At 38.3% G+C, this 14,234-nt stretch carries 10 protein-coding genes; all 10 read right to left on the reverse strand.

What is annotated here, in order from left to right:
• Positions 1-14 precede the first annotated feature (14 nt).
• Positions 15-746, reverse strand: coding sequence for an MATE family efflux transporter (locus tag ACOI1C_RS11805; RefSeq protein WP_422510729.1), 732 nt, complete (start codon positions 744-746; stop codon positions 15-17).
• A 467-nt stretch (positions 747-1,213) separates the two neighbouring features.
• Entirely contained in the window at positions 1,214-2,881 is a 1,668-nt protein-coding gene (locus ACOI1C_RS11810) for a glycerol-3-phosphate dehydrogenase/oxidase (protein ID WP_422510730.1), read from the reverse strand.
• Between the two features lie 241 nt (positions 2,882-3,122).
• Positions 3,123-4,613 carry a glycerol kinase GlpK gene (gene glpK / locus ACOI1C_RS11815; protein WP_422510731.1) on the reverse strand — a complete coding sequence of 497 codons (1,491 nt, stop codon included), beginning with the start codon at positions 4,611-4,613 and terminating at the stop codon, positions 3,123-3,125.
• A 130-nt stretch (positions 4,614-4,743) separates the two neighbouring features.
• Complete coding sequence (locus ACOI1C_RS11820) at positions 4,744-6,756, reverse strand: alpha/beta fold hydrolase (RefSeq protein WP_422510732.1); 2,013 nt, start codon at positions 6,754-6,756, stop codon at positions 4,744-4,746.
• Between the two features lie 293 nt (positions 6,757-7,049).
• Complete coding sequence (locus ACOI1C_RS11825; protein WP_422510733.1) at positions 7,050-7,577, reverse strand: glycerol-3-phosphate responsive antiterminator; 528 nt, start codon at positions 7,575-7,577, stop codon at positions 7,050-7,052.
• A gap of 113 nt (positions 7,578-7,690) precedes the next feature.
• Positions 7,691-8,698 (reverse strand): Gfo/Idh/MocA family oxidoreductase, encoded by a 1,008-nt coding sequence (locus ACOI1C_RS11830; RefSeq protein WP_422510734.1) that lies wholly within the window; start codon positions 8,696-8,698, stop codon positions 7,691-7,693.
• A gap of 85 nt (positions 8,699-8,783) precedes the next feature.
• On the reverse strand, positions 8,784-9,863 hold the full coding sequence (gene xylF, locus ACOI1C_RS11835; RefSeq protein WP_422510735.1) for a D-xylose ABC transporter substrate-binding protein: 1,080 nt from the start codon (positions 9,861-9,863) through the stop codon (positions 8,784-8,786).
• Positions 9,864-10,150: 287 nt separating this feature from the next.
• Positions 10,151-11,692, reverse strand: a complete 1,542-nt coding sequence (locus ACOI1C_RS11840; RefSeq protein WP_422510736.1) for a response regulator — start codon at positions 11,690-11,692, stop codon at positions 10,151-10,153.
• A complete protein-coding gene (locus ACOI1C_RS11845) occupies positions 11,685-13,124 on the reverse strand; it encodes a sensor histidine kinase (RefSeq protein WP_422510737.1) in 1,440 nt (479 codons plus the stop codon). The genes ACOI1C_RS11840 and ACOI1C_RS11845 overlap by 8 nt, the downstream gene beginning before the upstream one ends.
• Complete coding sequence (locus ACOI1C_RS11850; protein WP_422510738.1) at positions 13,121-14,095, reverse strand: sugar ABC transporter substrate-binding protein; 975 nt, start codon at positions 14,093-14,095, stop codon at positions 13,121-13,123. Before ACOI1C_RS11850 ends, ACOI1C_RS11845 begins: the two co-directional genes overlap by 4 nt.
• Positions 14,096-14,234: the final 139 nt, after the last annotated feature.

The following is a 14,234-nucleotide window of genomic DNA, read 5'->3' on the forward strand; positions in this document are numbered from 1 at the left end:
CCGCGATCCATCACTTAACGATCAACTTTTCCCTCGTCCCGTTGTTTAAGAAAGTTTTTTTTATGACGAACTGTATGCTGAAAATAAGTTCTCGTTAATCTCGGAACATGTAACCAAAGAAAAACAGAACGACCTAGACTAAATATTACAAACGCCACCCATATCCCTTGGTTCTGATATATGGGTACAAGCCACCAAATGGCTGCTAAAAAGAGTAGCAAAGCCATGAAGATGGAATCCCTAACAGGTCTAGCCTCGGTTGCTCCAGAAAAGATCCCTTCTAGCAATAAGCCCCAGAATCCAACGATTGGAAAAATAACCATCCAAACTAGCAAACTTTTTGAAGCTTCTTTTACTGTAGTGGTCGTTGTAAAAAATGAAATAAGCTCATTGCCAAAGACAACCATTACAAAAGCCAATATCACGACTGTTAGTAAGCCCCATTGAGCCGAAAGAATATATGCCCTTTTATATAAAGCTTCATTTTTCCCGCCAATTGCCCTCCCCACAAAAATGCTAGAGGCATTGGCAAAACCACCTAATAAATAAGCCATAATATAATGAATCTGGAGTAGAATAGCATTTGCTGCTAGCGTTTTTTCTCCCATACTCGCACCTTTCGCGGTAAAAATCACTGTCATGGTTAGCAAACAAACGGTCCGTAAACACAAATCACGATTCACTTTCACCATTTTCACGAGAGCTTCAGCTTCTAGTAGCATTGATAGTTTTAATTGGCGAAGCAAAGGGACGGATCTTTTGCTTCTTTTGTTTAGCGAAACTAAAGAAGCGTAGGGTCCGTCCCCATGCTTCACTCGTGATACAGCTTCATCTGCGGGTCTATCTAGTATTGAAATCCAAGGAGCTACCTCGATATTCGCAGTGAACTTAAAACGTATTCTCCACCTTCTAAGCGAAAAAGAATAAGAAAAAGACTAGAAAAAAGGCAACTTTCCGTCCAAAATCAAACGGAAAGTTGCCTTTTTAATATCAGCACCCAATAATAAAATAAAAAACGAAAGTTTTTCAGTGGCCTCGTTCAATACGTCGCTTTTCATTTTTCATTAAAAAAAGTTGGACTTTTTCAGCTGTCTCGGACAGTCCCCTGGTTTTCACGGCCCTATTTCTTTATCTAGGAAGACAAGTAGACAAGAACTGAACTGCACCCCAATTATTAGAAGAAATGACAAATTCCCTATCCCTTATGTCCGCTTTAAAACTCTTCTCCCTCAATCGGATGAATCGCCTCATAAACCAACTGCTTTAGCTCTTCTTTATACTCTTTCTCCTGCTCGTCAGACCAGTTAAATTCTTTTTTCATAAATGTGATAACAGTATTCATATGCTTACGAACCCAGTCAATAGCAAAGAATAAAGCCCCTGTTCGTCTAATGAAAAAGTCAACTGGTTTATAAGCAGCCTCATAATCAATCGCATACCTTAACATGGCATATACAAGAGGATCCAAATTTTCTATTTCAGCCTTTTCTTTTTCACTGTTGAAGATGTTAAAGACCGTTTCTACATTTGAACCGTAACGGTAGATGAGTTGCTTCGCTATTTCTTCTGTTAAGCCGAGTTCAATTCCTACTTTCGTTTTTTCACGTAGGAACGATTTAAACCCTTCTGAACCACCCACATCTCCACCAGACATAGGTAAGTGCTTCGTTTGTGACCGAGGGTACTGTTTTCCTTCTTCTTCATGAAGCTGCTTGGTAACGATATCGATGACGCTCTCTGCCATTTTACGATAACCCGTTAACTTACCACCAGCAATGGAAATTAACCCTGAATTTGATACAAATATTTCATCCTTTCGAGATATTTCAGATGGTGATTTCCCGTCTTCATGGATCAACGGTCTAAGTCCAGCCCAGCTTGACTCGACATCTGCTGCTGTAATCTTGACTTTAGGGAACATGAAATCGATTGATCTTAGGACATAGTCACGATCAGCCACTGTAATTTTAGGATGGGCAATGTCGCCCTTGTATACGGTATCTGTCGTTCCTACATAGGTTTTACCTTCTCTTGGAATTGCAAAAATCATACGTTTATCAGATGTATCAAAATAAACAGCCTGTCTTAATGGGAACCGTTTGCCGTCAAAGACTAAGTGGATCCCTTTTGTTAGTTGCAGGGTTTTCCCTTTTTTAGATTGATCGATTTCCCTTAATGTATCCACCCATGGGCCGGCAGCATTGACGATTTTTTTAGCTCTCATTTCTTGTGTGGATCCATCGGTGAGATCTTTTACCTTCATGCCCACTACCTTGCCATTTTCATATACTAAATCAGAAACCTTCATATAATTCAGCGCGTATGCACCCTTTTCAACAGCCTTTTTCATCACTTCAAGGGTAAGGCGAGCATCATCGGTTTTATATTCCACATAATAGCCTGCTCCCTTTAATCCATCCCGTTTTAATAACGGCTCACTCTTCATTGCCACGTCAGGCTTAAACATTTTTCTTCTTTCACTCTTTATAACTCCAGCAAGAAAGTCATATACCTGTAAACCGATATTGGTTGAAAACGGTCCAAACGTACCACCCTTGTAGAACGGAAGCAACATCCACTCTGGTGTTGTCACATGAGGTCCATTTTCGTACACAATTGCGCGTTCCTTACCGACTTCCGCTACAACTCCAATTTCAAATTGCTTAAGATAGCGTAATCCACCATGTACAAGTTTGGTTGATCGGCTTGACGTACCTGCAGCAAAGTCATTCATTTCAATAACAGCTACCTTCAATCCTCTTGTAATAGCATCTAACGCAATTCCAGAACCTGTAATTCCACCACCAATAACAAGAAGGTCCAAATCTTCCTTTTGAATGTTGTTCTTTATTTCTGATCTTTTTAGGTTTGTAAATTTCATGCACATCAATCCCTTTCAAAAATCTATATTGTTTGATGAATTAACCTAGGAAAAAAATTTTTAGAGGACAAAAAAAGAGACCACAATACAGCTCTCTTTTCATTTTGCCCGAAAAAAGAGTGATTATGGTCTCTCGAAGTCTCTACCCAATATATTAACTTATCTTTACTATATCATAGTTCGAGTATTATTTAAAGCATTCTACTTCCATTCGTAATGTGCTCACAATGGCAACATCTTTTTACTTAAATGCACGTGTTGCGGCAACTGCCTTTTTCCATCTACTGTATAAAGCTTCACGTTTTTCATCTTCTAGTTGTGTGGTAAAGGTTTGATTGATTTGCCATTGCTTTCTGATTTCCTCTTTTCCAGACCAGTAACCAACTGCCAAGCCAGCTAGGAAGGCTGCACCTAAAGCGGTTGTTTCATTGATCATGGGACGATCAACAGACACCCCCAAAATATCACTTTGGAATTGCATTAAGAAGTTGTTCTTCACGGCTCCACCATCCACACGAAGTGATTTCAACTGTATCCCTGAATCCAAAGCCATGGCATCTAATACATCACGAGTTTGATAAGCTAAAGACTCAAGAGCTGCACGGATGAAGTGTTCCTTTGTTGTCCCACGTGTTAGGCCAAACACAGCACCTCTGGCATCACTGTCCCAATATGGTGTTCCTAACCCGACAAATGCGGGAACAAAATATACACCGTCGCTTGAATCAACATTCGTTGCAAAGACTTCGCTTTCTGGTGCGTGATCAATCATCTGTAACCCGTCACGTAACCATTGAATGGCAGAACCCGCTACAAAAATACTTCCTTCTAACGCGTATTCAACTTTCCCATCTACTCCCCATGCCAAAGTGGTTAAGAGACCGTGTTTAGATTTAACGCCTTCTTCCCCTGTATTCATGAGCATAAAGCAACCCGTTCCATACGTGTTTTTCGCCATTCCTTTATCAAAACAAGCCTGACCAAATAGCGCTGCTTGCTGATCACCGGCAATACCGGCAATGGGAATATTGTGACCAAAGAAATGGTAATCCACTGTATGTGCATAAACTTCTGAGGATTGGCGCACTTCAGGTAACATACTCTTAGGTATGGTTAAAATATCTAGCAACTCGTCATCCCATTTCAAATCATAAATATTGAACATTAATGTACGAGAAGCGTTTGAATAATCAGTGACATGGGCTTTCCCACCAGATAACTTATAGACTAACCACGAATCAATGGTCCCGAATAGCAAGTCACCTTTTTCAGCTTTTTCTCTTGCACCTTCTACATGATCAAGTATCCATTTTACTTTAGTGCCAGAGAAATACGGGTCGATCAGAAGGCCTGTTTTTTTATTAAATAGCTCATTATAGTCTTGTTCTCTAAGTTCCTGGCAAATCTGTTCCGATTGACGTGATTGCCACACAATGGCTTTATAAATTGGTTTTCCATTGTTTTTATCCCATACGACCGCTGTTTCCCTCTGGTTCGTTATGCCAATGGCTGCAATGTCAACGGGATCCGCATCTGCCTTACGTAGCACATCAGCGATACATGCAAGAATCGACGTCCATATCTCATTCGCATCATGTTCGACCCACCCAGGCTTTGGAAAGAATTGCTCAAATTCTCTCTGTGCTGTTTCAACTATCTCTCCATTCTTATTGAATAGAATAGCCCTGGAGCTTGTTGTCCCTTGGTCAAGAGCTAATATATACGTTCCCATCCTGATTCCCCCTTATTATGAGAGGATTGTTAGTAGAGTATTTCTCTCTATCCTCTTCAACAATATCGTATAAAAAAGAGCAAAGGACCTAAGTCCTTGCTCTTTTTATCAATGATTCTATTCTAAACGATTAAAAAATTGTATAAAGCGTTGTATTTGCTACTGTAATTAATGTCATTAACAATGTATTGAGAAAAGCTGCTACATACACATTGCCTGTCTTTTTGAAGAAATAACGATTAAAGATAGCAGCCACCAATAGTGCCGGTACAATACCGATTACTATAATAGAAGATAGTGCTTCTGCAGGATATCCAGATGTACCTGTCATAAATAGTAACCCATAGTGGTAGCCAAGGTAAAGCAATAGACCACCAATGAAGTGTGCAATCGATATCAAATACCCTCTGTATCCATCGTACTTCGCGGTAGCCGTATTGATGTTAACTGATAGACCCACGATAAAGTAGTATATGAAGAATAGTGGTGCATATTTCAATAATGCAATGACATGCTGACCTTCAAACGTTTTGACTGCGAATGTCCAGAGACGGAAGTCTACCTTGAATAACGCATCAACCAAGTAAAGCACTCCATAACCGATTATTAGAGCTATAACTGCTGTTACAAGAGAAGCAAGAATCGACTTAGGACTCGCTTTTAATCCATAATTAGCAAGGGTCGCACCCTCTGATTTTCTCCAAGTATAGTGTAATGTAACAATAATAATCAATGTGAGAATCGCAACATTAATCGCCCAATACATAATTGGATTTACGGTAGGTGCGCCAAAATACTCAGTTGTCGCAGTTATTTTAGCTTGATTTCTTAAAACAATATACTGAATCACACTTAAAACAAGTACGATGAAAGAACCCTTTTTAATGTGACTTCCTAATCCTTTCACAAGTGCATAGATCAGGATAATAACAGATAAAGCAATAAAGATCATACTACCCTGTCTGAATATGGTCATTCCTGCGACATTTCCACTGTATAAGGCAGGGAAGAATATAGCAGGGAACAACCCACTAAATACTGCAATGACTAATCCAACAAGTCTTCCACCATCCGTTTTTGACTCAGGAAGTGGTGCCGGTTTTGTCGTGTAAATACTGTTCAAGAATGGTAATTTAGATAACAGTATAATGACCGGAACAAATAACAAAAAGAATCCGATTAGAGCGACAAATGAAAACCACTCTTTATACATCCATGTTTGACCATCTTCACCAATTGTTACTAGATTGCTATAATCTGCAAACGCCGTATCATAGAAATCGATGGCATACCCTGTAGACGTCGCTGAAAAGTGATTCCAAGGGTGTGTTTCATTTGGTTGATACACGATTCGTTGTCCACCGTTTACATCATAAAACTTATCTGCTTCAGGATTTTCTGGATTGCCTAAGAATCCTGCACCTTCTGGAGTTCCTACATAGTTTTTCTTAATAACAGTTGCACCAGTAGCTTGTGACTCTGCATCAAAGAAGAATTCATCATATTGCGCAGCAATTTTACCTGAAGTTCTTGGACCATAGGCATTATTAATATCTTCAGCCGTTAGTTCCAGGAAGTATACCCAACGATAATCTGAACCCACTGTTAAATCAGCGAATATTTTTCTAATACCAGATTCTTGGAAGTCTTTTTCATCAAGAATCACCGCATTGGTTGAAGAGAATCCTCCCATTGAGTGACCCGTTACACCAATAATACCATTTCCTTGTTCATCCTTAAGAACATAGTCCTGTTCATACATATACTGAACCGCGTCGTAGATCGCAGTTGGCCAGAATGAGAAGAACGGAACTGGTTTTTCCATTTTTCCAGTTGAATGTCCATGATCATATTGATCAAGTGCCAATACAATATAGCCTCTTTTTGACATTTCGATAGCCTGAGCATCTTGCATTTCGCCAGAGTTCAGGTAACCATGTGTGGCGATAATGGTTGGTCTTGCTTGATCATCCGCTCCATCTGGTTTGTATAATAGACCAGAAAGCTCCCCACTTGGTGTATCAAAGTATATACGTGATACCTCTACATCTCCACTAGAGCTATTGAAATTTGAAGCTACTAAACTTCCAATTAAAACGAGCACTAATGAAACCACTAATAAGATCAACCGTTTTTTCTTCATAATATCCCCCTTTAAGTAATTAAAAATTTTGTTAGGAAAAAGAATAATAGATTAAGACCCTTCATAACTAGATGCTAAAAACTAGCTCATCCCCCCAACCGTAATGATTAGCTTCAAGTTTATGTATAGAGGACAAAAAGAAGACACATTTAATAAATCCTTGAATCGTTATCCAAAGAATATAAATGTGTCTCCGTAGTCTCTTCACATAATATTAACTTAATATTTAGTATATAATATCTTGAAAACGGTGTCAAACTGATTTGCACGAATTTTAATTAAGAATTTTACCCTTACCAAAGAGCCCTATTGGAGGTGGTGACCGCAAAAGCACCACCATTTAATGCTTGTTGAACATCCTCTTCTGTACGGATTAGTCCCCCTGCAATAACAGGTATTTTGGTTTCCTCATGAATTTCTCTTAACACTCTTGGAATGATACCAGGCAGAACTTCGATATAATCCGGTTGAACTTTTTTACTCATTTTTAAATTCCGTTCCAGTGCATGGCTGTCCAATGCAAACAAACGTTGAATGCTGATCACTTTATGTTTTTTGGCAAATTCAATCACGTTGACTCTTGTTGAAACTAACCCATCTACCTTTACATTATGAATTAAATATTCAAGTCCATAATCATCCGGTTTTAATCCTTGAATCATATCCGCATGCATCAACACTTTTTTATTATGCTGCTTCGCATATCTAACGATCACCTCAACTTGTGAAAGACGCGTTTCTAAATAAATAATTTGCTCATGATCTGTCTTAAGTACTTTTTCAAAATCCTTCATACTACGAATAGCCGGTATCACTCTCATAACAATCAATCACCCTTCATCTCTTTAGTCTTTCAATCATAGCAACCTCTTTGGACCATGTAAAGTGACCGTTTTATGATCTACTTACCAGAAAGTGAACCACAGGGACAGGTTCAATGACCCAGTTTTATGATTCTTCCTTCCTCTGAAGAAGTACGCGCTAATTCGATAATCCGTGTCACTTTAAGTGCTTCTTTCAAAGAAACAACCGGCTCCCTTTTCACTAAGCCATCTGCAAGCAATGAAAAGAAATGGTCATATCCTCCAGACTCTATCGTTACCTCTTTCGTATCTTCTCTATAGATTGTTCCAACCTCTTTTGCTTTTTCTTGATAGAAGGTACCCTCTATTAGTTGAAGTTCTTGTTTATCTAGTCCATATTTCACAAAACTTCCTTTTAACCCATGCATTTCAAAACGAGGGTAGTTCGAATTAATAAAGGAATTTGAGCGTAAATAGACTCGTTTTTCCCCGTAATGGAGCACGATGAAAAAGCCATCATCCGTTTGACCGTTCTCACGTTGTGTCATGACTTCTGCATAGATTGCATCTGGCTCATCGAATAAAACAAGTGCTTGGTCGATTAAGTGGGATCCTAAATCGTATAAGATACCCGACCCTTGCCCTGGTTGTTCTCTCCAACGATTACGAGTAACTGGTCGGAATCGATCAAACCGTGATTCAAGGACTTTCCAGTCTCCTAACGTGTTTTCATGTAGCAGTTGTTGTATCGTTAAAAAGTCTCCGTCCCAGCGACGATTTTGGTGTACGGACACGACAGACTCGCCCTGTTGGGTAAGCTGCATTAATTCTTTCCCTTCTTCAACTGTTAAAAACGCTGGCTTTTCGACAAGCACATCTTTCCCTGCAAGAATACATTGTTTTAGCATGTCATAATGCATATCAGATGGCGTTGTTATGATATACAACGTTGCATCACTCTGTGAAAACGCCTCTTCTAACGTTGCATACACCGGTACTTGACTTATATCACTATGTTCCCTTGATGCTCCTGATCTTGAAATAACTCCAACTACTTCATATTTATCAGAATGCACTAAGTGTGGTAAGTGAAACACCTTTGCAGCAAAACCAAACCCAACTAGTACCGTTTTTATCACGAAAAAACCTCCCCTAATCTATTTAATCCATTATCCAAGTATTATCTAACTATTTAAAACTATCAGTATACCCACTAATTACCTATCATTCTCCTTTATTTCTATATACCTGATCTCGTAAATGAAACCCATCTGCAATAATGGTTTCATCCATATTATTTTTATCCACCGCTATTGGAGGAAGCAGGAGGGATGGTATTTCTAGTTTACCGTTGTAAATTTTTCTATCCGTTGAGATGGTTTCTCCTTTCGCCATTTTGATGGCTGCTCTTGCTGCTTCGTACGCTAATATTTTAATAGGTTTGTATATGGTCATTGTTTGTGTACCATCCACAATTCGCTGAGCTGCAGCTAAATCTGCATCTTGGCCAGCAACTGGAATTTTTCCCGCAAGCCCTTGTGCTGCGAGTGCTTCAATGACTCCTCCAGCTGTTGCGTCATTTGCAGCGATAACTGCATCTATGTCATTATTATTTATTTTCAAGGATGCTTCCATGTAGGCACGTGCATTCTCGGGAGACCAATTTTCAGTCCATTGATCATATACGATCTGTATGTCCCCACTATCTATAAACGGCTGGAGGACATTAAACACTCCTTTTTTAAGTAAATGGGCATTGTTATCTGTATGTGCCCCACCGATATATACATACTTTCCTTTTGGTACTAACTTTGTAATCGCCTGTGCTTGTAGTTCCCCTACTAACTCATTATCAAAAGAAACGTATAAATCAACAGATGAGTTTTTCACTAAGCGGTCGTAAGATATTACTTTAACGCCAGCAGAATGGGCTTTGTTGACGATGGTTGCTACAGCCTCTGCGTTATGTGGAACGATAACAAGTAAGTCAATACCTTCGCTTATTAACGTTTCGGCCTGAACAATTTGTAGGGCATCATCACCCTTTGCTTCCCGTATAACGACTTCCGCTCCTAATGCCTCCACAGCTTCTTTAAATAGATCTCTATCCTTTGGCCAGCGTTCCTCTTCTAATGTGTCCATCGAAAATCCGATTTTAATCTTTTCTTCTATATGTGTAATCATTTCTTTCTCGGGTTGTTTAGTCTCTATTGGTTTTTGAGAAACAGTTCCTTCACAAGCTACCAAAAACAGTAGAAGGAAGATAAAATTTAACAGAGCTAAATTCCTTAGCTTTCTTACCATCGTTTTCCCTCCCTTCGTCTACTGAACTTCTATTTAACTTTGACTCTTTTTAAAGATCGTTGTTTGTTTTCTTTAATTAAAACGCTAAGTAGATTGGAGCGGAAGATAATTGACTCCTGCGGGAAATAGAGGAAAGGTCGAGACCCCGCAGACGGAACGGCGAGGAGGCTCGACTTCCTCCCCGCGGAAAGCAAATGCCTGCAGCGAAAAGTAACGGTCAAGGTTCTAAGTTAACACTCCTTACAGAAAATATTCACAATAAATTGAAAATTTCTATAAGAAAAATCCTAATCTTTTATCCCAAGTAGTGTTTTGCGATATTCTCTTGGCGTTACATTACACATTTTTTTAAATACTTTACTAAAATAATTTGGTTCATGATAGCCAACTTCTAATGTGATTTCCTTAATACTCTTCTCTGGATCTGCTAACATTTTCTTCGCCTTTTCAATACGGCACTCAGTTAAAAAGTCAATGTAATTAATGCCTAGCTTTTCTTTAAACATTTTACTGATATAGATTGGACTTAACCCTACCTTATTACTAAGCGTTTCTAGCGAAATATTCTGCTCTGAGTTTTCCATTATATATTGTTTAATTTGATGGATTGTATCCGCTTCCAAGTTTTCATAATGTTTATCAAAAGAGCATTTTATATCCAGCAGTAGATTGGCAGTTTCAGCACGTAATTGACGGTAGTTTGATGCTTGATAATTGTAGATTGGAGCTGCTGTCTCAATCCCCATATCACTCATGATCGACCAGATTGACCATAACGCTTCTAATACGAATTGTTGTGCTTGTTGCAATTCAACGCCTTCGATCTCATATGCTTGGATAAGATGGCCAATGCTTGATTTTAATTTGTCCCACTGTCCAAGCCGCACCTGGTCAGAAAAATCTTTCTTTAAATACTTCGCCTGTCTCCGACTTTCTGTTTCATTCAAAATAGGAACATCATGATAAAATCGATATTTTATAGGAAGTGTAGGATTGCTAGAAGCAATGATAGCTTCCTGATATGAACGGCGGATTTCCTCTAATGATTTACACTCATTACCTATACCAATGAACCAACCAGCTTTCTGATTAGTGTTTCCTACTGATAATATGTCTCTTGCTAGTGAAATCGCTTGAGTGCGATAAAATTGGTCTTTGTCTCGGAATATAATTATAAGAAGCTGTCTATCGTAAAGGGCACCCATCCATCCACTTCTCGTTTTCCTAACTTTTTCTTTAATCCTAGAGTAAAGATGTTCCATTCCATCTGGTACAATCACTTTCATGACAAATACCTCACTTGTTGATCGAATATCGAGCATCTCCATTAGCATATTTAAGTGAACTTCATGTACATGGTCAAATAGTAATTGCGTTACAACATCTGTTTCAACGAGAGCTAAGGTTCTCTGAAGCATTTCTCGTTGCATGTTACTTTCTACTCGCAACTCCCTTTCTTCTTCTATTTCCTTCAAAACCTTACCAATTGTTGTTCTAATTTCACTGACCTTACTTGGTTTTAAAATATAATCTTTTGCCCCAAGTTTTAAGGCTGACTGCACATAATTAAACGTATCAAATGCTGTTACCATAATGAATTTAATATGAGGAAAGTCTACAATAATTTGCTCGACCGCTTCCAAGCCATTCATTCCAGGCATTTGTATATCCATTAATACTAAATCTGGTCTAAAGCTTGCTGCTAATTCTACAGCCTTATTCCCGTTATTAGTTTGTTCAATCATTATATCCGGAAATGCTCTATCTAAAATGGCTTTCATCGCGTCCCGTTCTATTTGCTCGTCATCCACAATTAAGAGTTTAATCACGTTTCTCGCCTCTTTGTTTTGGAATTTTTAATAGGACGGTCGTTCCGCTACCTATTGTACTTTCAATAGCAATAACGTCATCCCTCTCATAAAAAAGACGCAAACGTTTTACAACATTACTAAAACCTATTCCGGTTGAATGTCCATCTATTTGGACTTGACGATCCATTAAAATCTGAGTAATAATCTCCTCAGACATCCCGATTCCGTCATCTTCAATCTGAACCATCACATAGTCATTCTTATCTATCACACGTATAGAAATGATACCCCCATCTATATTAGGCTCTACTCCATGAATGACAGCATTCTCAATAAGTGGCTGTAGGGTGAGCGCAGGAATAGCGACGTCTATACATGAGTCATCAATTTCTAAATGTAGTTGCAGTCTATCAGTGAAACGTGCCTTTTGAATCTCCATATATTTATTGACAATAATCAATTCATTCCGTAATGTAACTTGCCTGTCTATTTGCTTTAAATTGTAACGTAAAAGGTCTGCGACACTAACGAGTAAATCACTAATTTCTTCCGACCCTTCTAAATATGCTTTTTTCGAAAGTGTATTTAATGTATTAAACAAGAAATGCGGATTAATTTGACTTTGGAGGCTACGAAAATGACTTTCCTGTAGCAAAATTTTATTCTGCTGCAGCTCGTTCTCTAGCTTTGCCTTTTCCTTTGTTTGTTGAAATAAGTGATTAATATTTGTACGCATATGATCAAACGTTTTAGCAAGAAAGGCAATTTCATCGTTCGTTTTAACCGTTATTTCTTTATCGAACCTTCCTTTTGATAATTCACTAGCAGCCTCTGTTAATTGCTGGACTGGCCTTGTGATACTTAATGAGAACCAATAAGTAGCTAATAATAGTAATAAAGAAGTTAATAGAATCATCCATATAGCGAGCTTCACTAATTCAACCGATTGCTCCATAATGCCACGATAGAATGGATCTTGCGTTTTAAGCTCCATATCGATTAACGTAAGCGTCATATCGGAAATATAGTTACCAATACGAGTTGTTTCCGTAAGGTCTTGTACCGCTGCCTCAGATTCTCGTTCAAGTCCTATTAATCGGTCTGTTGTTTCGATTAAACTATCCATTAAATTAATGTAATTTGTTAATGTAAAATTATTTCCTTCATTTCTTATAGTAAAGACTTCATAGCTAGCCGATTCCATCACCTTTTTACTACTATCTAATTTCTGTAAGTTTTCTGGTGTAGGCTGGATTATATAGTTATTTAAGTCTGTGATTACTTGATTACTAGACCTTGAAACGTCATTTACTATTAAGTAACGATTTAAAATATCATTGTATTTTACTTGAGATTTATAATTGTAAAAGGTTAGCGTAATCCAAATAATGGACATAATGACGATGACAACGGTTGTTAGCGTTAATATCTTTCTTTGAATACTATTCATTTCTGTTCGTCCTTCAATACATTAATATTTGTGAAGTAACCGTTAATATCAAGCGGCACCGTCTCGCCGTTTAGCCATTTAATAAGTTGGTGTACACTAACTTCACCCATTTTTTCTGGATCTTGCTCGATCACACCGTCAATTTCCCCTTCTTTTAAAAGAGGTAACGATTCTGCTCCATCATCAAAGGAGTAAATAAAATAAGGCTCAACCTGGGACCGCTTCCCTATTTCCTGAACCATCGGACCAACCATATTCGCGTTTACAGCAATAAAGGCATTCACATCCGGCATTTGATTTAACATGTCTCGCATTGTAGAGATGACTAGATCTCTTGACTCTGATGTTTCAGCATGAATCGTCTTAATATCTGGGTACCTGTTTAACGTAGCATTGATGCCCTCTACTCTCTCTCTCTGGTAATACTCTTGCTGACTGTTATAAAGGAGCACAACATTCCCTTTATTTCCCATATCATCCAACAGCTGCCTTGCAATTAATTCTCCAGCACGAAATTGATTGGAACCGACATATGTTCTTCTTAAACTTTCCTTCATTGGTACATCATTTGCTACTGTAATAATCGGGATTCCATTAAACGAAGCCTTTACTTTTGTGAGCTCTTTAAACTCATCTGTATCGAGTCCTTGTATAATAATTCCATCCACTTTTGAATGGATTGCTAGTTCTAATTTTTTTAGAAACTCTTCTGAATTATTACTATAGCTACCCCAAATTTCAAGGCTAGCTCCTTCTTTCACTGCCTGTCTCGCTGCTCCCCTACCAACCTTATTCCAAAACGTAGTGTCCATGTCTCTCGTAATCAAAACTAACCGATAGTGAGAGTCTGTTTGCTTTTTTGCTTTAGGTAAGGCTAAGTCGTTGCTAAAAACAATGTTGGCTGAGACAAAAATAAGATAGCAAAGGGAGACCGATACAATTCCTAGTACGACATACATATATATTTTCATGTAGGCTTTCTCCCCCTTTCTCTCTTTAACAACTTTGAATGTCCATTTAATTTGATTCTATCAGCCTAGTAACTAAACTGCATTATAATAATAAAGGAATTATGCAAAAAAGCTTCCCCAATTTTCTTGGTGAAAGCCC

The organism is Bacillus sp. DJP31 (assembly GCF_049310945.1).
Lineage (GTDB): Bacteria > Bacillota > Bacilli > Bacillales > SA4 > Bacillus_BS.

Coding starts and splice junctions, on each gene's coding strand:
- ACOI1C_RS11810 (WP_422510730.1), bottom strand. CDS start 2,881: ATGAAATTTACAAACCTAAAAAGATCAGAAATAAAGAACAACATTCAA.
- glpK (WP_422510731.1), bottom strand. CDS start 4,613: ATGGGAACGTATATATTAGCTCTTGACCAAGGGACAACAAGCTCCAGG.
- ACOI1C_RS11820 (WP_422510732.1), bottom strand. CDS start 6,756: ATGAAGAAAAAACGGTTGATCTTATTAGTGGTTTCATTAGTGCTCGTT.
- ACOI1C_RS11825 (WP_422510733.1), bottom strand. CDS start 7,577: ATGAGAGTGATACCGGCTATTCGTAGTATGAAGGATTTTGAAAAAGTA.
- xylF (WP_422510735.1), bottom strand. CDS start 9,863: ATGGTAAGAAAGCTAAGGAATTTAGCTCTGTTAAATTTTATCTTCCTT.
- ACOI1C_RS11845 (WP_422510737.1), bottom strand. CDS start 13,124: ATGAATAGTATTCAAAGAAAGATATTAACGCTAACAACCGTTGTCATC.
- ACOI1C_RS11850 (WP_422510738.1), bottom strand. CDS start 14,095: ATGAAAATATATATGTATGTCGTACTAGGAATTGTATCGGTCTCCCTT.